This window comes from Psychrobacter sp. 4Dc (genome assembly GCF_002836715.1).
Taxonomy (GTDB): domain Bacteria; phylum Pseudomonadota; class Gammaproteobacteria; order Pseudomonadales; family Moraxellaceae; genus Psychrobacter.
This window is the reverse complement of the sequence record NZ_PJAT01000017.1, coordinates 22,905-43,720: the sequence shown is the minus strand read 5'-3', so window position 1 is coordinate 43,720 and position 20,816 is coordinate 22,905. Positions and strand designations below refer to the sequence as shown.

At 42.9% G+C, this 20,816-nt stretch carries 14 protein-coding genes; 10 read left to right on the top strand and 4 right to left on the bottom strand.

Translation table 11 applies throughout. The features are described from left to right. Nucleotides 1-99 precede the first annotated feature (99 nt). From CXF61_RS01430 to CXF61_RS01400, 7 genes are all read left to right on the top strand, one after another. Nucleotides 100-1,431, top strand: a complete 1,332-nt coding sequence (locus CXF61_RS01430) for an MFS transporter (protein ID WP_057759165.1) — start codon at nucleotides 100-102, stop codon at nucleotides 1,429-1,431. A gap of 228 nt (nucleotides 1,432-1,659) precedes the next feature. Continuing rightward, nucleotides 1,660-2,304 carry a 2-polyprenyl-3-methyl-6-methoxy-1,4-benzoquinone monooxygenase gene (coq7, locus tag CXF61_RS01425; protein ID WP_102094419.1) on the top strand — a complete coding sequence of 215 codons (645 nt, stop codon included), beginning with the start codon at nucleotides 1,660-1,662 and terminating at the stop codon, nucleotides 2,302-2,304. A gap of 250 nt (nucleotides 2,305-2,554) precedes the next feature. Continuing rightward, nucleotides 2,555-3,679 carry a tetratricopeptide repeat protein gene (locus CXF61_RS01420; protein ID WP_165596896.1) on the top strand — a complete coding sequence of 375 codons (1,125 nt, stop codon included), beginning with the start codon at nucleotides 2,555-2,557 and terminating at the stop codon, nucleotides 3,677-3,679. A 305-nt stretch (nucleotides 3,680-3,984) separates the two neighbouring features. After that, the gene (locus tag CXF61_RS01415; RefSeq protein WP_227526565.1) at nucleotides 3,985-6,462 is read left to right on the top strand and encodes an esterase/lipase family protein; all 2,478 of its coding nucleotides are present in this window, start codon (nucleotides 3,985-3,987) and stop codon (nucleotides 6,460-6,462) included. Between the two features lie 451 nt (nucleotides 6,463-6,913). Continuing rightward, on the top strand, nucleotides 6,914-8,410 hold the full coding sequence (locus CXF61_RS01410) for a cytochrome ubiquinol oxidase subunit I (RefSeq protein WP_165596895.1): 1,497 nt from the start codon (nucleotides 6,914-6,916) through the stop codon (nucleotides 8,408-8,410). After that, complete coding sequence (gene cydB, locus CXF61_RS01405; protein ID WP_057759155.1) at nucleotides 8,410-9,426, top strand: cytochrome d ubiquinol oxidase subunit II; 1,017 nt, start codon at nucleotides 8,410-8,412, stop codon at nucleotides 9,424-9,426. Before CXF61_RS01410 ends, cydB begins: the two co-directional genes overlap by 1 nt. A gap of 95 nt (nucleotides 9,427-9,521) precedes the next feature. Beyond that, the gene (locus CXF61_RS01400; protein WP_165596894.1) at nucleotides 9,522-9,638 is read left to right on the top strand and encodes a DUF2474 domain-containing protein; all 117 of its coding nucleotides are present in this window, start codon (nucleotides 9,522-9,524) and stop codon (nucleotides 9,636-9,638) included. Between the two features lie 182 nt (nucleotides 9,639-9,820). On the opposite strand, the gene murU is transcribed toward CXF61_RS01400, so the two are convergent. Next, nucleotides 9,821-10,558 carry an N-acetylmuramate alpha-1-phosphate uridylyltransferase MurU gene (gene murU, locus CXF61_RS01395; RefSeq protein WP_165596893.1) on the bottom strand — a complete coding sequence of 246 codons (738 nt, stop codon included), beginning with the start codon at nucleotides 10,556-10,558 and terminating at the stop codon, nucleotides 9,821-9,823. Between the two features lie 46 nt (nucleotides 10,559-10,604). After that, nucleotides 10,605-11,708 carry an aminoglycoside phosphotransferase family protein gene (locus tag CXF61_RS01390; RefSeq protein ID WP_413775318.1) on the bottom strand — a complete coding sequence of 368 codons (1,104 nt, stop codon included), beginning with the start codon at nucleotides 11,706-11,708 and terminating at the stop codon, nucleotides 10,605-10,607. Nucleotides 11,709-12,089: 381 nt separating this feature from the next. On the opposite strand from CXF61_RS01390, the gene CXF61_RS01385 reads away from it, so the two are divergent. Next, entirely contained in the window at nucleotides 12,090-15,173 is a 3,084-nt protein-coding gene (locus tag CXF61_RS01385) for an LPS-assembly protein LptD (protein WP_165596891.1), read from the top strand. Nucleotides 15,174-15,329: 156 nt separating this feature from the next. Continuing rightward, nucleotides 15,330-16,721 carry a peptidylprolyl isomerase gene (locus CXF61_RS01380; RefSeq protein WP_165596890.1) on the top strand — a complete coding sequence of 464 codons (1,392 nt, stop codon included), beginning with the start codon at nucleotides 15,330-15,332 and terminating at the stop codon, nucleotides 16,719-16,721. Nucleotides 16,722-17,194: 473 nt separating this feature from the next. Here the strand turns inward: CXF61_RS01380 and CXF61_RS01375 are convergent, their stop codons facing one another. Next, nucleotides 17,195-18,325: an endonuclease/exonuclease/phosphatase family protein gene (locus tag CXF61_RS01375; RefSeq protein WP_102091961.1), complete on the bottom strand. Its 1,131-nt coding sequence runs from the start codon at nucleotides 18,323-18,325 to the stop codon at nucleotides 17,195-17,197. A gap of 439 nt (nucleotides 18,326-18,764) precedes the next feature. Between CXF61_RS01375 and asd the strand changes: the two genes are divergently transcribed. After that, entirely contained in the window at nucleotides 18,765-19,898 is a 1,134-nt protein-coding gene (gene asd / locus CXF61_RS01370; protein WP_165596889.1) for an aspartate-semialdehyde dehydrogenase, read from the top strand. Between the two features lie 64 nt (nucleotides 19,899-19,962). Here asd and CXF61_RS01365 read toward each other — a convergent pair whose 3' ends face one another. Continuing rightward, the gene (locus CXF61_RS01365) at nucleotides 19,963-20,556 is read right to left on the bottom strand and encodes an SOUL family heme-binding protein (RefSeq protein ID WP_227526564.1); all 594 of its coding nucleotides are present in this window, start codon (nucleotides 20,554-20,556) and stop codon (nucleotides 19,963-19,965) included. Nucleotides 20,557-20,816 lie beyond the last annotated feature (260 nt).

Genomic DNA, 20,816 nt, shown 5'->3' with positions numbered 1-20,816 from the left:
ATATAGTTTTTAATAAAATTTACGATTACTCTCATAAAAAAATTGTCGTTCAGCGCCGCTATTTTCTCTATCAGTCGCGATTTATCTGTAGGAATGTCCATGTCCAACCAGTTTCAGTTATTCAAGCGCCGTCGTTTTAGCGCTATGTTTTTCACCCAGTTTTTGGGCGCATTCAATGACAATATTTTTAAGCAGGCGCTCATACTGGTGCTGACTTATACTGCCGCCAGTAAATTAGGCGTAGAGGTCAGCATCCTTAATAACTTGGCCGCCATGTTATTCATCCTGCCCTACTTTTTGTTTTCTGCTTTGGCAGGACAGATTGCTGATAAGTATGAAAAGTCAAAGCTCACGCAGTTTATCAAACTGCTTGAGCTGGTCATCATGGCTGTTGCCGCAGTCGGCTTTGTCTTTGAATGGTATGCACTGCTATTTGTCGCGTTGTTTTTGATGGGTACACATTCGACTTTCTTTGGACCGATTAAATACGCTTATTTGCCACAAGCGATGAAAGAAGATGAGTTGGTCGGCGCTAACGGCCTTTTTCAGATGGGTACTTCGCTGGCTATTTTGGTCGGTATGATTGTCGCTGGTATTTTGACTCAGCTATCGCAGTCACTGTATTGGATTAGTGCCACGGTGTTGGTTGTCGCTGTTTTGGGATATTTAGCCGCACGCTATATCCCTACTATGCCAGCGATGCAGCCTGACCTGAAGATTAACTGGAATATTATTACGACCAGCTTGGCCACTGTCCGTTACTTATACTCTTTGCCTTTTTTGTTCTTTATCATTCTTGGTAACAGCTGGTTTTGGTTTTATGGGGCGACGTTTTTGACCCAAGTGCCAGAGTTCAGCAAGGTGATTTTGCTTGGTGATGAGTCAGTCGTTATTTTCTTACTCACATTGTTTTCTGTTGGTGTGTCGATCGGTTCAGTGCTATGCAAAACATTGACCAAGAACAAAGTCAGCTTGCGTCTATTACCTTTCGGTATTGCTGGATTAAGTATCTTTGCTATTGATTTGTATTTTTCACTTTCAGGTTTAGATATAAATGTGAATAATGACACATTACTTGGCATCGGTGATTTGTTTAATATAAGTGGTAGCTGGCGGGTGTTTGCAGATTTATTTTTATTAGGGTTTAGTGGTGGTTTGTACATCGTACCGCTATATGCTTCTATGCAAGCCTACGCACCTAAGAGTCATCGAGCACGTATTGTTGGCGCAAATAACATTTTTAACGCGATATTTATGGTCACATCAGCGATTTTTGCGATTGTTATCTTAAATGTTTTAGGATTTACGCTGCCGCAGTTATTTTTGGTGACAGGGCTATTGAATATTGTGTTTGGCGCATTCTTATACATCAAACTCAATAAACATATTAAGCATGCCGTTATCCAAACCAACGATGGTATAGCGCCTTAAATAAGTTTGGCTCCATAGATATAGTCTAATGTTGGGCTGATGACTTCGTTGCTTTTATTGCTATAGCAACCTACGAACTATTTATAGGTTATTTATGGGCTACCTAGACAGTAATATTCGAGCCGATAATTTGGATTGTTTGTTATAGTAATACGTATTATGCCGTTGCATTTAGACGGTAACACACTTTATTTTATTGACAGTTTTTAACACCATCAGGAGTGAGTTATGACCCTGCGTCCTTTATCTAAAATTGACCAGTTGTTACTTGGGGTCGATAAGGCATTACGAGCTGTCGTGCCACATTCCAATCCAAGCACGCGTCCGTTGCCCGTCAGTAGCGATGAGATTCCTGAGCTGACCATCACAGAGGCGCGGCACGTCTCAGGTCTTATGCGTATTAATCATACAGGTGAAGTATGTGCGCAAGGTCTATACCATGGTCAAGCGTTTGCCGCGAAAGATAATGGTGTCAAACAAGCCATGCAACAATCGGCCGAAGAAGAAGTCGATCATTTGGTCTGGTGCGAGACTCGTCTAAGCGAACTTGGTAGCCATGCCAGCGTATTTACACCGCTTTGGTACGGTATGTCTTTTGGACTCGGTGCGGTAGCAGGTGCGATCTCAAATGAGTTTAGTCTAGGGTTTGTAGCGGAGACAGAAGCGCAGGTCAGCGAGCATCTACAGGATCATATCAAGCAGCTACCTGAACATGATCAGCGCTCAAAAGAAATACTGGCACAAATGGATAAAGAGGAGCTGCATCATCGCGAGCTAGCACTTGCAAGTGGCGGCGCTGCCCTGTCTCCGGCAGTACGTCGGACCATGCGATGGATGGCAAATCGCATGAAAGATACTGCTTATCACTTATAGCTTATAGCTTATAGCTTATGGTTACAGGTACTGTGGTTAGCTACTGTTGTCGATTTTCTTACTAATTAATAGCTGCACAGATTTACGTAGGTTTGCTTAATTCTAGCGATTAACAATCCTACCACAGATAGCGTAAAGCTTAATTTGCTACGGTATTAAAAATTTGTACGATTTTGCAGCAATGCGCTATTTATATTACCGTCCAATCAATGAATAACAACCAAATAAATTAAACAAGGTAACGATTTTTATGAAAGCGATTCTCTCTAGTAGCCACTCTATTAAGTCACCGAAGTTTGCAACGTTGACCGTCATGGCTGCAACCTGTGCCATGCTGTTATCTGCACCTGTGAATGCAGCAGAAACTGATGCCACTGCAACGGCTGTACCTAGTGCGATGGATTCAAGCAAACGTGTGATCCGTCTTGCTCGTCCTAATGCAGCTATCAGTCCTGCTCAAGCCAATGCCGCACAAACAAGCCTGCCAGCAACACCTGCGAGCAACAGCCAGCCGACTAATGCGCAAACAACTAACATGCAACTAAGCGGCACTCTGCAAAACAATGCATCTGTTAGCACTGCTCAACCTCAAACACCGCAAATGATGTCGCCTGCTGCTGCACCTGTCATGAACGGCACTACTCGTGTTTATGAGCCTGGTCCAATGACAGCTACTGGTATCGATCTGCGTAGCGGACAACTTCCGAATATTCCTACACCGCAAGTACAGCTCTCAGACATGAGCTTTGTTAAAACTGTACTAATTCCACAACAAAAAGGGCTAGGTACTGATAAGCTTGATGTCAGCTTATTAGATGACTTCATCGCTGACGTATCCCCTAACGCGCGCCACTATCCACCAAACTTCCCTAACCGCACACAGCGTCATTACACTCGTGAAAAAATCAAAGTATTAGCGGATTGGATCGAACCTTATGCTAAGTCGCCAAATGCTTCTTATGATGTGTTGCTTCGTGCTGCTAAGCTAAACGGTATGGGTCGTAACCTAGACTTGGGTTCAGACTACACGGTACGTGGTGGTCAGTATGTCGATCGCGCTATCAAGCTGCAACCTGATAGTGGTGAGGCTAACTTCCTATACGGTATGATGCTATCAGAGGGTGGCGGATTCAAAGAAGGTCAAAAGTATCTAGATCGCGCTGTCGCTCTAGGGTACACCGAAGCAGAACAAAGCTTGGCACAGTCAGATCTACTTAGTGACCGCCGTGCTAATGCGTTAGAACGCCTACGTCGTCTTGAAGGGCAATACCCTAACAATACTGTTATTCCTCAACAAATCAAACTCGTTGAAGAAGGCAAATTCTACATTTGGGATATTCCTGCCCCTGACATCAGTGTAAAACCAGGTGCTTAGAAATTTTATACTTGTTGAGATTAGCTATTGAGGGTTTGATTCATAAGATATTTGTTTAATAAAACCGTCACTAGGTCAAATCTCTAATAAATAATCTAAATCCAAGCTTTAAATACCAAGCGCTTTTGTTTTATCTCTATAAGACAAAAGCGCTTTTTTTCGACTAGTAGAAACACTTTCGTTTTAAAACATGCTTTTGTAGAACTGCAAATGAATAGTCTAACGTCAAAAGTTGCGCTACACTCATTATCAATTGCTACTTTCATCATTCATACTCTCATAACTACCGTTTATTGGACTGACTTATGACTTTCGCTGGCTTTAGCAAACAGACAGTAATGCATATTAATAAAAAAGCCTTGCCTATTACGTCACTTATGCTTTTGGCGGCAGCAGTATTGCTACCAGCATGTAGTACGGTGACGGTCGACAAACAAGCCTCGGCCAAGACCATCTCAGCACAGCGCGGCAATATCGTCACTGACAATGCGCTAAGCAGCGACACAGCATCTGCTTTATTATCAGCAGGACTGAATGAGCAAGCCTGTATGCAGCAATTTGACTTATGCTTGACTCAGCTCTCTGACAGTATGCTTAACAGGCACTATCGCCCTGCTTTGGCTATTTTTGCAGAACTGCACTATGCAAAAGCGCGTCAACTATCTGATTCGAAAAACTGTCGTAATGCGCTTACACGCCCGCCACTTGATCCGTATTACGCCAATGCGCCTTTAAGTGATGATGACGCCAAAACGCAGCAAAAAGAGACTGACCTGTGTTTAACCGATTATCAAGCAAGATTGTTTGATGCCGTCAAATACAGCTACACCTATCTGTTTTATGACAGCTTGACCCATGACTTTGAAGGTGCAGAGCAAAATAGCAATAGCCATCGTGCGCAAAACCGTATTCCGAATGACAATGATATCCAAACCCAAGATATTTATAACGCTGCTAGCAATGACGTTATTACTCAAATTTATCAATCGACTGAAAACGCCAATAAATTGATGGGTGATACAACAGTAGAGTATTTGCCGATAACTTCTACCAAGCGTGACAACACGGATGAAGCAGCAATTGCCAATCGACCTCCACTAAAGGGCAAAGCGACAGACCAAGTCAAAGTCATGAAAGTGACAGTAGATAACTATAACCTTGATATTTATTTGCCCAACGAAAACAACTATCTGCAAAACGCTCATAAACAAACTTCCGCTTTGGCAGACTTATCATCCACTTATGAGCTGCGACTATCTGGTCTCAATTCTGTGAGCAAACGCCCCGGTTTGGGCATCAGTTTGGTGGCGTCATTGGATGATCGCTATACCACCACGATCCGTCAATTGCTAGTCGCCTCATTATCTGGTCGGCTAACAAATGAGGATAAAAGCACGGACGACAGCGAGCCAAGCTCACGTATTTATCCCACGGGACATCTGCTATTGACTGGTCTGATTAAGCCAGACGGTAATAGCGTATTAGATGCGCTGAGCAGTCGTAAGCTTGATATTCATTTATACAATCCGTACCAAACTGAATCCGTCAATATCCTCAATGATAATTACCCACTGGCAGCCAACTTTTCGGCAGGATATGGCTTATGGTTATCAGAAAACCAGTTAGATGGTGTAGGTTATTTAAACTTGATTACTCGCCAACCAGATGCTCAGCTGCCCAAACTCTTCATGCTTGAGCCTTATGATCCTGATAAACGCGTGTTGATTATGTTGCATGGGTTGGCCTCTAGTCCGGCCACTTGGGTCAATCTGACCAACGATATTCTTAATGATGACAAGCTGCGTGATAACTACCAAGTTTGGCAAATATTCTATCCAACCAATCTGCCTATTTTAGAAAATCGCTATCAGATTCAGCAGCTAATCAACAGCACCTACCAGCAGACTGATCCTGATGGACAAAATCGTGCCAGTCAAAACAGTGTGATTATCAGTCACAGTATGGGTGCCATTATCGCTCGCATGATGCTGTCTGATGAAAATTTAGTCGATGATTTAGATAAACTTAACGACAAAGATATCCTCTCTAGCAATGAGAAGCAGCAAATCCGTAACGCGCTCAAAACGTCTTTTGGTGAAGATGAGTTAAAGGAAAGATTTGAGCTACAGGCATTGCCACAAGTAGACACCGCTGTTTTTCTATCTGCACCTTTCCGTGGTACCGATTATGCAGATCGTTGGTTTACCCGTGCACTACGCCGCATCGTTTACTTACCCGTAGGTCTGGTCAAGACATTCACTGATAACTTAGCGACTATTGCCACACAAGGCGATTTGGCACAAAACCCACTGGGCGCGTTATATTTGCAGAACGGTGCCAGCCAGTTAAGTGATAAGTCTTCTTTTATAGAGTTAACCAAAGACATCACTATGAATGAGCATATCACTTACCATTCAATCATTGCCAATAACGATGCCGATATCACTAAAGGACTGGCGCAAACGCAACCAAATGGTGCCAAGATTGATTTGTCTCAAGCGGTAGAAGACAACTCTGGAAATGAAACGGCGAGTGTTGATGTCAGTGACAATACTGAGACATCACAGCTACCACCCGAGCCACTTGTTGCTGCTGTGACAGTCAATGATGATATCAGTCAAGCACTGACCGAGCGTTTGTCAGATGGTATCGTTCCTTATAATAGCGCCCATCTCGATGGTGCTGCGTCTGAGACAATTATCAATGGCGGTCATAGTATTCAGACCAATCCACAGACCATTTTGACGTTGCGAAGAATTTTGCACAAGCAGCTACAAGAATGATGTAGATTTTTGTTATTTCACGAGGTTTTTGGCGTATAAATCGTAACCTTTAAATATTAGTTATAGGTTTCAAATAAGCAGTATGTTCACGCGTACTACTTTGTTTTTAATAATATTAATTTTATTTTTCAATGTTTGAATTATGTTATTTTGATGACTCTTATGTCTGCAACTGACAGATTGGGTTGCTTGCGTGTATATCTAGGTGAGCGCATAATATATCTATAGCACATGACAGTAATATGTAAATTTATAAGGACATAAATTATTCAATTCAGCTAAACAGTGAGTCGCAAACTTAGCCACAATTTATGTCTAATGGAGCTAAGTCCACGTCACTGAGCTATTGCCCGTAATGCTTGCCACTTTGATCGATGGATAGTTACGGACAGTTACTTGAGCGTTGTATGGAAGTCAGCGCTATTCAGCTAACAGATGAGAGTAACCGTTTATGTTCGCTACATTTATGATTGACCAGCTCGATGCGCTGACGCTTGCGCGTATCCAATTCGCTTTTGTTATCTCGTTCCATATCGTCTTTCCTGCCTTTTCTATCGGACTTGCCAGCTGGCTTGCGGTGCTTGAATTCCGCTGGTTGAGAACTGGTGAACCTATCTATGCTGAAGTTTATAAGCACTGGGTCAAGATATTTGCCGTGGTCTTTGGTCTAGGTGTGGTATCGGGTGTGGTAATGTCTTACCAGTTCGGTACCAACTGGGCGGTGTTCTCAGATAAAGCCGGCAACGTCATAGGCCCACTACTCGCTTATGAAGTATTGACCGCGTTTTTCTTAGAAGCCTCTTTCTTAGGTATCATGCTATTTGGCTGGGGCCGCGTGAGCAAACGCATGCACTTTGCCTCGACTGCTATTGTCGCCATTGGCACACTGATATCAGCGACTTGGATTTTGTCAGCTAACAGCTTTATGCAAACCCCCCAAGGCTTTGTGATGGGTGCAGACGGCCTACTTTACCCAACCGACTGGCTTGAGATTATCTTCAATCCTTCATTCCCTTACCGTTTCGCACATATGGTGACAGCGGCATTCTTGACCACAGCCTTCGTTATTGGTGGTATCGGCGCTTACTATATCCAATCCAAAAAACACGCTGAGCACCGTGAGCATGGTCGTGTGATGCTCGGTATGGCAATGATTATGGCCATCTTTATGGCACCAGCACAGGTGTTGATTGGTGATGAGCATGGTCTCAATACCCTTGAGCATCAGCCAGCCAAAGTGGCTGCGATGGAAGGACTTTGGGAAGATGAGCGCGGGGCAGCACTACGTCTCTTTGCGATTCCTGATCAAGAAAATCAGACCAATAAATACGAAGTAAAAATCCCTTACGTGACAGGTTTAATCTTGACCCACTCGTTAGATGGTGAAGTTAAAGGGCTCAAAAACTGGGCACCTGAAGATCAACCACCTGTTATCATCGTGTTTTGGGCGTTTCGTATCATGGTTGGTATTGGCATGCTTATGGTACTGGTCGGCCTATTCAGTCTATACAAATACTTCAAAAAACAGCAGTTCAATACTGACAGTGTGTGGTTCCACCGTGCTTGGATGATGATGACTCCGCTTGGTTTTATCGCCTTATTATCAGGTTGGTTCGTAACCGAGACAGGACGTCAACCTTGGACAGTTTATGGGGTTATTCGTACTGCTGAAAGTATGTCTCCGCTTGCAGCACAGCAAGTAGCGACGACATTGATTGGCTTTATTGTACTGTACATATTCGTCTTTGGTGCAGGCAGTTTTTACATCTTGCGCTTGATTGCTCAAGGGCCGAAACCTTATACAGATCCTGCAGAAGATAATTTCTACGAGCACTCAGTGACCGAGAGCCAAGGCCGCGCGTTAAGTGGTGATAGTAATCCTGCTAAAGGTACTGAAGAAGGCTTAGATGAGCCTGCAAATGATGTCGATGATGGAGGATTACGCTAATGTTTAACTTCGGTGATGTATTAGATTTACCTCTTATTTGGGGCGGTTTGATTGCTTTGTCTGTCTTTGTCTATGTACTGCTTGATGGCTTTGATTTGGGCTGCGGTATTTTGTTCCCTTTTGCAGGCTCAGATAAAAACCGTAGCCGCATGATGAACTCTATCGCCCCATTTTGGGACGGTAACGAAACGTGGCTAGTCCTAGGTGGTGGTGGTTTATTCGCAGCATTCCCTGTTGCTTATGGCATCATCATGACAGGTCTATATTTGCCAGTAACTGCCATGTTGTTCGGTCTTATCATGCGCGGCGTAGCGTTTGAGTTTCGCTTTAAATCCTCTTCGCGCCGGCATGTATGGGATACCTTTTTCTTTGTCGGTTCAGTCGTTGCCACTTTCTCTCAAGGCATTATGCTTGGGGCGTTAGTGCAAGGGTTAGAAGCCAGTAACCGTCTATATACTGGTGGCCCATTTGATTGGCTCACACCCTTCTCAATAGTGTGCGGATTTGCCATGATTATCGGCTATGCCTTACTTGGTTCAACGTGGCTTATTATAAAAACAGAGCACACATTACAAGTATGGGCGCGCCAAGTTTCTAGATGGATGCTTACTGCGTTACTAGTAGCGATGGTTGTGGTCACAGCGTTTATGTACTTCTCAGACATCGATGCATTAGAAGGATGGTTTAGTTTCCCAGATTTATTATACCTCGCTCCTATGCCTATCATTGTCATGCTCTTATTCTTTATCATGCGTAAAGACTTAAAAACAGAGCGTGAGTATCGTCCATTCTTACTAACGGTTGCCTTATTTTTAATGGGTTATATTGGGGTTTGTTTCGCCCTATTCCCTTATATCGTACCGTATCAAATGACGATTTATGAAGCTGCTGCTGCCGATACTTCGTTATCATTCATGCTGATTGGCGCCTGTATTATGTTACCGATTATCTTGAGCTATACAGCATTTGCTTACTATACCTTCAAAGGTAAGTCTGATCACAATCCGATGTACTAGTCGCTAATCGCGGCGGGCAACGGATCAGCTAAAAAGGATGGCTATCATCGTTTACAGATGGTAGTCACACTTCATACGCTAATCAGGAGATCTCTATGAAAAAGTTCAGTAAAAAACAATTGCAATGGGCATGGTTCGTGGGTCTATATTTGGCAGGGTTCTTAGTGGTGTTTACCATTGCTCAGCTAATTAAACTGGCCATGGGTGTTTAGCGTAATTGCCTAATCATACGATTGAGTGCCAGTTAGTTAGCTAATAAATAGCTTGCTAGATGCTAAACTTGCATTTTTGTCTTGCCAATATACCTTTTAGACATGTCGTAAAAAATAATTCTATATGCATAAAAAAAGTAGCGTTGAATAATCGACGCTGCTTTTTATTTAACTGAAATTTATCAGTTTGGTTTACCTGCATGCTCGATATCATTCTGTTCGATAAACTCATTAACCTGTGTCAGACGCTCAGGTGTCCCCACATCTATCCAATTATCTGTCGTCACTTCAGCGGTAATCTGAAACTTTATCATTGCTTGCTTTAGTAGTGGTGCTAATGCAGCAGGTTGTCCTGATACCAGACCTTCTACCAATTTTGGTGACATTACGCTAATACCCGCAAAGGTATACTTATCTGCATCGCCCACTGGTTGTTCACTCGCTAGGCCATTATTAATCGCGAAATCGCCGCCATTATTGTGCTCTGGATTATCAATCAATAATAAGTGCGCGCGCTGATCCGCTCCCAATGTATAGTCTGTTAATTGAGAAAAATCATAGGTAGTCCAGACGTCAGAATTGACCAGGATAAACGGTTCATCCTTTAGTTTACCTGATTGTAATGCCTGAAAAATGCCGCCTGCAGTTTCAAGTGGCTCATCATCTTCTACTGACCAATGCAGCTTTACGCCATACTGTGAGCCGTCGCCTAAGGCGTCCATTAGCTTATCTGCCAACCATGAGGCATTGACCGTGATATCAGTAATGCCTGCTGATTTTAGTGCTTTAATATGCCATACAATAAGTGGCTGACCTGCGACTTCAACCAAAGGCTTGGGCGTCTCAAGCGTTAATGGACGTAGGCGTGTGCCCTTGCCCGCTGCCAAAATCATGGCTTGTGTAATCGTAGAGGTAGACATCTGCGCTCCTATCTTTATTATTTAAATTAATTTAGCTGAGCGTCATCTACGCTGAAGCAAACTTCTCTTTATAAGCAGGTAGCACTGCCTCTTGTAGCCATTGGTTAAACGGTATAATTGATTGCTTTAGTTCATCGTTGCCATGTTCAGCAAGCCAGTTTAATTCAATAATCAAATCGTGCATGACTTTAGGAATATCCGCCAAATAGCGGTCTTTGCCATCACGCTCAGACAAACGGATAAAAATCCCTAATACCTTTAAGTGACGTTGTACGCCTATGACATTTACATCGTTTTCAAACTGCACCGCGCTATCAGCAGTGGTTAGTGATTTTTGTTTTTGTAGCTGCCAAAAGTCATTAATCCATGTAGATATTTGGCTCTCTGGCCATTCAACATAAGCATCGCGGACTAACGACACTAAATCATAAGCATACGAACCAATAACAGCATCTTGAAAATCAATCACGCCCAACTGAGATTTATCTGCTTGATCTTGCATGAGGTTGCGGCTGTGATAATCACGATGTACCACCACTTGTGGCTGTCGCAAAATCTCATTCATTAACGCTGTTTTTAGGTTTCCCCAAACCTGCTCATCTAGCGCTATACCAATATAAGGCATAAACCATTCGCTAAATAAATCCATCTCGCGGTCTAATAGTGCTGTGTCATAATCTGGTAGCTGGTGTTGCGACTTTGCCGTTTCTACTGGTACCGTTTGTAGCGCGACTAGTGTCTGCATTGCTAGTTGATAGTAGTCATTGATTTGGTCTGCAGTGGCATCGACAAGCAAATGAGCAAATTCTACTGTGCCAAAATCTTGTAATACCAAGAATCCTTTTTCTACATTTTGTGCAGCCAGTGTCGGCACGTTGACAGCAGGTGCCATCAGCTTAGCCACACTGATAAACTGCAGCATCGCATCTTGCTCGTCAGCGGAGTCCATGACGATATAATGCTTGTTGGCGCTATTGTCTGTCTCTGATAGTTCGATACGATGATATCGGCGGGCACTAGCGTCACCAGGTAAGCTATCTAGACTAAAGGTTTGATCTAAAAATACTTGCTGTAACCATTGTTCTAATTGCTGTTGGCGGTTGTTATTTTCATCGATCATATCAGTCTCTAAAGTCGTTTTGTCAGTCATATTGGGCATCGCTGGTTAAATATAAGTCATAAATAATTAAAGTAGTGATAAGTCGGACAAATACTTGCTAAAATAGCGATATGTGTCGGTGCTCTACAAGCTGTCACAGACGTATTGCTATATCATTCAATACTTGATGTCGGATAGAATCGCTATCGCTACTTAAAAATCAGCATGGCTATATTATAAATTTTGGTAAATAGTGTAGCTGATTTGGTTTTTTTTGACTATGATTAGTCGTCATTATATGTAAAACATCCAAATTTTTGAGAATACATTAGTCATATTTTAGTCGCTCGTTCACTGCTTTATGTCGTTCGGTGATACCGCTACTAAACTCAGTCATGCAATCCAATAAGCTCTGCAATCATAGGTGTGCCCTTGTTATATTCTCCGCTTTACCAAAGCATCCGCTTGATCTTATTTGGTGCCTTAGGTTTATCTAGCCTAACTGTCAGTGCTGCCATTGGTGATGCCAATACGCAAAAAACTGAACCACTCACTACGGACAGTACAGGCAGCTATGCGTCTAATAGTGTGGCGACTGACGCCAATAGTATTAGTCGTACTCAAAGTAATGATGGCTATCAAGAAGCAGATATTCTAAATGATAGCTATCCAGACGATGCTAATTCTGCTAATACGAACAACGCTACTTTATTAAATGATACTGCGTTAGATAGCAGATTCTCTGAGAACAATGACCTAAATATTACAGAGATTAATGAGGCTGCTGACTCTGAAGCTTTTAGCAACGAAGTGTCTAATACTGCTAATCTAAATACAGAAACCAGCAACCAACCAATCAGTAATACACCAGATAGCAGTGCCTTTGTCCCTAAAGCGGTGACAACGGAAAATGGCAAGCTAGATCTTAATGATGAGAGTATTCAAGCCAGCTTAATGCGCTTAGCAGAGTTTTATGAGCTAACACCAGATACCGATGCGTCAACATTAAACAATGAGGCTGTCAGCACTGAGGCGGACAATTCTCATAATAATGCGATGCCTGCTGCACAGACGATTCCAAAGGTCGGTAGAGACTTACGTCTGTTGCCAAATGCCGTGGACAGTGCCCAGCGCTGTGAAGGTCAATGGGTATATCCGCAGAGTAACCCCAACTATCAACGCGCTGTAAACGAAGCTGGTACGGCAAACGGACAACCAGCACCAAATGTGGCTAGCGTTCCGAACAATCAAGCCCCTTTATTTACCGAGTCAGATTACGGTTATTACAACAATATTAATTATGCCGAGCTATCTGGCAATGTAAAAATTGACCAAGGCACTCAGCATATCGAAGCAGAAAAAGTCATGATTGACTTGAGCAATGGCGTTGCGGCTGCTCAAGGCAAAGTCATGTTTACAGATAATGCGACTGGACAGCGTACAAGCAACGTCTCTACAAACAATGCCGCTACAAATAATGGCCAAGCCAGCTTTAATGATAGAGCAGCACAAGGCGGCCTAATTGGCGTTGCAGACAGCTTAAATTACAATACTGAGACTGGTCAATCAACGGCCAATGATGTGGCATTTGCTAGTGTTGGACTACAAGCGCACGGCTATGCCAAACGCTTAAACAAACCTAACGAAAGTGAATACGAGCTGGATCAGGTGATGTTTAGTACCTGTCCACCTACCAACCGCAAATGGCAGTTTGAAGCCAAAAGTATCGATCTAAATACCGATACAGGACGCGGCGAAGCGTATAACACCACTTTCCGTGTGGCTGACATACCCGTATTTTATTTACCCTATTTTAATTTCCCTATAGACAATAGACGCAGCAGCGGCTTCTTATTACCGAGCGCGAGTGTCGGTAGTAAAAGCGGCCTTGAAGTTGACGTACCTTATTATTTTAATTTAGCGCCGAACTACGATGCCACCCTTAATACTCGCGTTTATACCAACCGTAACCCCATGCTCTCCGGTGAGTTTCGTTATCTAACTGAGGAGTACGGCGAAGGAATTTTTAACGGCTCTTATTTGCCCAATGATAAAAAATATGATGGCGAAGATCGTAGCAGCTTTTTTTACGATCATTATTGGTCATCTACCAGTATTCCGCGCTTAAGTGGCGACGCAAAATATAGCTATGTGTCAGATGCCGATTATCTCAACGACTTCGATACCTTGGGTTTGTCAGACAATACGTTAAACCTACCACGCCGTGCGCGGGTGAATTATTATAACGATTATGTCAATGGTGAATTAAAAGTCGAGACTTTCCAAACGCTCGATGCATTTAACAATAACGGACAGCCTTTACAAGATAAAGACAAGCCGTACTCGCGCTTGCCACAGCTTAAACTTGACTATCGTCTACCATGGGCAAAAAGCTTTGATATCACAGGCGTAAGTGACTCGGCTTATTTTAAAAAATCCATCGATGATGGCTATGAAAATGAAAAAAGTGGCACGCGTTTTTATAATAAATTAAGCGCCGTTTATCCGATGGAAAAATCTTGGGGCTATATCAAACCTAAGCTCAGCTTGCAGCATCTATATACGTCATATGATGAAGATAGTTTAGAAGATAATCAGCTTAGTGAAGAAGATGGCAGTCAGTCTGTGTTTGTTCCGCAAGCCAGTATCGATGCAGGTCTACACTTCTATCAAGCGGGCTCACCATTTGGTGCGTTTGACGATACGATGGGCGGCTATCGTTTACTTAGCCCACGCGTAAAATATACGTATTCACCGTATGAGAACCAAAACGACATTCCTAACTTTAATACGCGTATTGCCTCTATTAACTATGAGCAGCTGTTTTCGGACAGTTGGTTCTTAGGTCATGATCGTTTGCAGGATCTGCATTCTATTACGCCTGGCGTCAATTATCGTTACATCGATGCAACGGGTGTGACACGTTTTGATGGTAGCATTGCAGAACAGTTCTATCTAGATGATGGACGTGTAACACTTGACGACGATCAGCCTGTTTTTACCTCGTCTTCTTCAGGTATGGTATGGGATACCAGCACTCAGCCTTATAATAATTTTTGGGTTGATGTCAGCGGTGCCTTAACCAGTAATTATGATTTGAACTACATTACGACTGAACTTCGTTATCAGCCATCAGACAACAGCTTATTTAATGTGGGTTATGTTAAGCGTCAGCGTGATGATAATACCGATCAGTTGCCATTATCTGCGTTTACCGCTTCCGCTGTTTTCCCTATCAATAACAGCTGGCGTATATTGGCTCAGGGTCAGTACGATTATAATCGTAACAAGATGCTTGATTCACTCATCGGCGTTGATTACGAAGATTGCTGTTTCGGCTTTGCTGTTTATGGTCGCCGCTATTACAATGACCTAAACGTAAAAGACGAGCCAACACAAGCTATTATGGCAGAAGTTAGATTAAATGGTCTTGGCAGCGGTAGTAGCCGCTTGACACGATTGCTCGCTGATAAGATTTTGGGCTTTGAACCTGTACAGACGGCATGGAAAGACTAACCAGTTTTTTGCTAGATTAGAGTTATTTACGTAAATATTTATAAGACACTATTTAAACCCCTATTATGGGAAACGCTGTCGAATATTTTATTATTAAGGGTATCGGATAGAGTTGACCAACTACCATCCGATGCAATGACATTGATGAGGAGCATCATGAGATTTTTTTCTTTACGTCAGACTAGCAGAGCAGTATTGCTATCTATGGCAGGCCTTACGCTTACGTTAAGTGCCAACGCTGCTACTGTCAAACCTGCAGCAGCTCAAGCTTCTACTTCTGCTGCGCAAAGCTCAGTTGATCGCTTAACGCCAGCCAATAGCACAGACGGTATTATTGCCCTAGTTAATGAAAATGCTATTTTAAAAAGCGAACTGGTTGATGCTATCGAGCAAACTCAAGCACGTGCAAAAGCGGCTGGAGAGCCTATCGCAAACTCAGCACAACTACAGTCTGAGGTGTTAAACGCGCTTATTTTGCGTGAACTACAACTGTCTATGGTCAAACGTGCGGGACTGTCTGCCGATGAAGCAGAAATCAATCAACGTCTTGGTCAAATCGCTCAAGCTGAAGGCCTTAATAGCATTGCAGCATTGCAGCAACGTCTAGATGCAGCACAACCTGGTAGCTATGCCAATCTACGCGCCAAACTGATCGAAGAGGCTTCTATCCAAGCGCTACAGCAGCGTCAAATTACTCGCCGAGTACGTATTAGCGAGCAAGACATTGATGCATTTTTGGCCTCACCTGAAGCCAAACGTCTTAATCAAAGCGAATATCAAACCATTCACGTACGTGTTCCTTATATAGATGACTATAGTCGCCTATCAGCCGCTCAACGTGAAAAAGCATTAAAAGTCGCGCAAGCATTACGTACGCGTTTGCTTGAGCCAAATGTCAACGTCGCTGAGGCCGTTGCCGCTAGCCAAGGTAGCTATCCGATTCCACTACAAGGTGGAGATATGGGCTTCCACAAGGCAGCCTCTTTACCAACAGAGCTGTCTAGCAGAATTACCAAATTAGACGTTGGTACCGTAAGCGAGCCATTATTAACTCCTGAAGGTATTGATATCATCAAACTTGCTGATAAAAAAGCCAGTGACACGATGCTGATACCACAGTGGCATACTCGCCATATCTTAGTCAAAGTCGATGATCTACAAACTGACGCGCTTGCTGAACAAAAAATTAATGATCTATACGAGCAACTTCGTGGCGGCGCTGACTTTGCTAGCCTAGCCTCAACATATTCAGACGATCCAGGTTCTGCGGGACGTGGCGGTGACCTTGATTGGGTTAGCGAAGAAGATATGGTTGGTCCATTTGAAGCCACCATGAAAAATACAGCGGTTGGTGACTACTCTGCACCATTTAAGACAAAATTTGGTTGGCATATCCTAAAAGTCGACGGTAAGCGTGAGCAGGATATTAGCGAGCAATATCGTCGCAACATGGCACGTCAAGCACTGTATCAACGCCTAGCACCGCAAGCTCAAGAAGACTGGTTACAAGAGCTACGTGCTGGCGCTTATATTCAGATACTTGGCTGATATGTTGCAATAAGCTAATAGTATTAAGTTAGCTAGAATATTGAATCGATTTAAATAAAGAAGGGTATATGCAATGGCATATACCCTTCTTTATTTTGCGCAGTTAAATATTTAACTGGAGGCTTTAAAAAATCTCAAAGTTAAGCATTCTAAACTTTACCAAATCAAAATCCATACAAAGAAAAACCCCGAACCTAGGGCGATTGGTTCAGGGTTTCAATACTTCGTGTTATTGTTATTATCTCTCTTCCGTGCTGACTCATCCTAAGTCATTTAACAGTATTATATAAGACAGCGGGCTGACCTGTGCTTTTATTGATACTGTCTCAACACTACATCCATGCGTATCCTTGTGTTGATGGATGTATTATAGGCCAATGAATTTGGTGCCGATAGAAGCTAAAGACTCTATTTTGCGTAAGCATATGCTTACATTATCTCTATACATTACAGCTAATAAACGGCCTCTTTTATCAACCAAAACTGCGCTGTTCTTGTCTGTGCTCTTCTGACACTTTTTCGCCTTCTTTCTTGCCTTCTTCGATTTTGTTGTCAGTTTCTTGGATATCTTCTGCTTGTGCAGTAGGCGCATTGCCTTCTTGCTTGCTTGCCTCTTCTGGCTCATATTGCAAGGTAGTCATCACAGGGAAATGATCAGATCCTACGGATGGCATACGCTGAATATCAACTACCGTAAAGCAGGCACTATGAAAAATATGATCTAAAGCCCAACGCAGAAATGGGTATTTAACATGGAAGGTATTAATAAAATGTCGACCAATACGAGGATCTAACAGACCAGAAATACGTTGAAAGCGACGCGTGGTTTTTGACCATGCGACATCATTAAGATCACCTGCCAGTATCGCCGTTTGGTCGTTTTCTTTTATGTGTTTACCTACCATGAGCAGCTCAGCATCACGTGTGGTGGACTTATCAGCTTCAGTTGGACTAGGCGGCATGGGATGCAAGCAATATAACCAAATGACGCGGCCTCCTTGCAAACGCAATTGAGTATGTATAGACGGTATATCATCTATCATCAAATACTTAACTTCAGGATCAATTAGCTCAAGCTTAGAATACAAGTGCATGCCATATAGATTATCTAGTGGCACTTTCACGGTGTAGGGATAGTCAGACTCGACTTGCTGTAAGGCTTGCTCCCATTTCTTGTCACTCTCTAATGTAATTAAGATATCAGGCTGCTTTTGCTTAACCAAATCGACCAGCTTTTGCGTTTCGTCATTGGGTGTCAATACGTTTGATACCATGATTTTTATCTGATGCGCTTGCCCTTCTGGCTTATCTTTTGCCTTTTGAACTTCTTTTTTCCACAGCTTAGTATACGGCAGTACCATTCTCAACTGAAATGCTAACGTACCGCTCAATACAACAAACAATATCCACTGCCATAACTCCCACTCTGAGAAAAACACTAACATGCCAAACCAAGCGATAATACCAAGCACCATTATTTGAATACGTGGAAACTCAACACCGCGCACCCACCAGTTATCCAGCGGCAACCAGCCCCAGATTGTAACAAAGGCGATGAATCCTGCTAGACCTTGTAAGGCGTAATATAATAGTGAGAGATCCATAAGTAGGTACTAACCGTTGATTGAAATATTAATAGAGCCGATGATGTATATTGGTTAAGCTTTTGTTTGATAAGAAATATCGTGGTTGTAACTCACCTGACATTAAATAACTAACGTCGAGTAATTGTGTTTGAGACTTACTTTAGCATTTCAGAAGATTCTCGCCTACTGGTGAGTCTCAATTATGCGACAACTATCATAAAACGTTACAATATTGGCTCATTCAATATAATGAGTGCTTTATTAAACACCATATTTTTGAGGTCGTCAGATAGCCAAGTATTTCTTCAATAGTAATAACTTAAAGTTATAGTCGACATAGTTAATAGTGTATAGAAAACGACCAAATAATAGCCAAAACGCCTTGCTTTTTCGCGCCATTCACGGCATTGTTATCGGTTGACGATGCAACAAATAATTGTAAATAGGATTGAACTTCATGAGTGATTTAACAGTAGGTTTGGTAGGCTGGCGCGGTATGGTAGGGTCAGTATTGATACAACGTATACAGGAAGAAAATGACTTCAACGGTATTACACCCGTGTTTTTTTCTACCAGTAATGCTGGTGGTGATGCACCAAAATTCGATGGTATTGAAACCGGCCAACTAAAAGACGCTCATGATATTGACGCACTTGCTGCTTGTGATGTCGTGATTACTTGCCAAGGTGGTGACTATACGTCAAAAGTCCATCAACCACTACGTGATAGTGGTTGGAACGGCTATTGGGTTGATGCGGCAAGTACCTTACGCATGAAAGATGACAGCATCATCATTCTTGATCCAGTCAACCGTAATGTTATTGATAGTGCCCTAGCCAATGGCAAAAAAGACTTTATCGGTGGTAACTGTACCGTATCATTGATGCTGATGGCTATCGGTGAGCTGTTTAATAAAGGTTGGGTCGAATGGGTCAGCGCGATGACATATCAGGCTGCTAGTGGCTCTGGCGCAAACAACATGCGCGAGCTCATCAACGGTATGGGTGTGTTACGTGATGCCGTCCAAGACGAATTGGCTGACCCTGCTAGTGCTATTCTTGAGATTGATAAAAAAATCGCTCAGACTCAGCGCTCAGCAGACTTCCCTACACAATACTTCGGTGTACCATTGGCAGGTAGCTTGATTCCTTATATCGATGTGCAGCTAGAAAACAAACAGTCAAAAGAGGAATGGAAAGGCGGCGTCGAGACCAATAAGATTTTGGGTAACGATGAAGCCAGTACGATTCCTATCGATGGTATGTGTGTACGCGTCGGGGCTATGCGCTGTCATGCGCAAGGCCTAACGATCAAGCTGAAAAAAGACATTCCGCTAGAAGAAATCGAAGCTGCACTCAAAAATAGTGGTAACGAATGGTTGGACTTGGTCGAAGATGACAAAGAAGCTACCATGAACCGCCTAACGCCAGTAGCCGTGACTGGGACCCTAACCGTTGCGCTAGGTCGCTTACGTAAGTTGAATATGGGCCCTGAGTATCTAGGCGCATTTACCGTTGGTGATCAGTTGTTATGGGGCGCAGCAGAACCATTACGTCGCATGCTTAATATCATCCGTGAGCAAAACGTCTAACTCAGATACCTTAAATAAAGCACAAAAAAGACAGCGATTGCTGTCTTTTTTTATGGGCTGATTACTAGTTAGGTTGATACGCAATCATCACCTCATTACGACGTAAAAATGGTAGCGTCCAAGGTGGGTTATAACGGGCCAATTCAGGCTCGCCTATAGGCGTCAAATTCTGGTCTTGCATCCATGTTTGCAGCGCTTCGGTTTTTTCCGCTACTTTATCCTCTCCTGCGAGCCAAGAGAACTTAATCACACCGTACGTCTGTGCAGGCACTTCTATAATCTCAACGTTTGGATTGTTTGGCTTAGGCAGTGTTTGCATCGTATATTTACTAGGCATCGTAAATTGCACGCGCCACTTACCATCGTCTTGTTGCATACTGACTGGTGCTGTCATGGCAATTTTTTGTGGCTCATTATCACTTTCTTTGTTATTAGCTTGCATCGTGACAGGTGCCGTCATACTGATTTTACTACTGTCTCCACTTGGTGCTGTGTTATTACCAAAAATATAGTCCGCTAAAACTTTAAACCCTTCACGACTTGCTGAGTCTTGGTCACCACTCACCCACGTTTGCGCCACTAGCTGCTCATCATAACGACGCAGCTCAAAATCATCTACTTGGGTCAATACTGTGTATTTCGGCTCTTCGGTAGCCATAGCCCCTCCTGATATCAATAATAAACCACTCAATAATAAGCAAGCTGTCTTTTTCATGTTATGTCTCCAGCATCTAAAAACATGGTGTGACAATGATTATTACCTCACCTGTATAACTTCTACTGTATCAATAGACCTTTAGTATTGTCTGTGTCTTTTGGCGTGCTATCTGTATTTTTTGGTTATGAAAAAGGGATGTCAAATAAAATCCCTAAAGAACATATTAACTATGTATCGATACCACTAAATATCCATGTCCA

Coding starts and splice junctions, on each gene's coding strand:
- CXF61_RS01430 (WP_057759165.1), top strand. CDS start 100: ATGTCCAACCAGTTTCAGTTATTCAAGCGCCGTCGTTTTAGCGCTATG.
- coq7 (WP_102094419.1), top strand. CDS start 1,660: ATGACCCTGCGTCCTTTATCTAAAATTGACCAGTTGTTACTTGGGGTC.
- CXF61_RS01420 (WP_165596896.1), top strand. CDS start 2,555: ATGAAAGCGATTCTCTCTAGTAGCCACTCTATTAAGTCACCGAAGTTT.
- CXF61_RS01415 (WP_227526565.1), top strand. CDS start 3,985: ATGACTTTCGCTGGCTTTAGCAAACAGACAGTAATGCATATTAATAAA.
- CXF61_RS01410 (WP_165596895.1), top strand. CDS start 6,914: ATGTTCGCTACATTTATGATTGACCAGCTCGATGCGCTGACGCTTGCG.
- cydB (WP_057759155.1), top strand. CDS start 8,410: ATGTTTAACTTCGGTGATGTATTAGATTTACCTCTTATTTGGGGCGGT.
- CXF61_RS01400 (WP_165596894.1), top strand. CDS start 9,522: ATGAAAAAGTTCAGTAAAAAACAATTGCAATGGGCATGGTTCGTGGGT.
- murU (WP_165596893.1), bottom strand. CDS start 10,558: ATGTCTACCTCTACGATTACACAAGCCATGATTTTGGCAGCGGGCAAG.
- CXF61_RS01390 (WP_413775318.1), bottom strand. CDS start 11,708: ATGACTGACAAAACGACTTTAGAGACTGATATGATCGATGAAAATAAC.
- CXF61_RS01380 (WP_165596890.1), top strand. CDS start 15,330: ATGAGATTTTTTTCTTTACGTCAGACTAGCAGAGCAGTATTGCTATCT.
- CXF61_RS01375 (WP_102091961.1), bottom strand. CDS start 18,325: ATGGATCTCTCACTATTATATTACGCCTTACAAGGTCTAGCAGGATTC.
- asd (WP_165596889.1), top strand. CDS start 18,765: ATGAGTGATTTAACAGTAGGTTTGGTAGGCTGGCGCGGTATGGTAGGG.
- CXF61_RS01365 (WP_227526564.1), bottom strand. CDS start 20,556: ATGGCTACCGAAGAGCCGAAATACACAGTATTGACCCAAGTAGATGAT.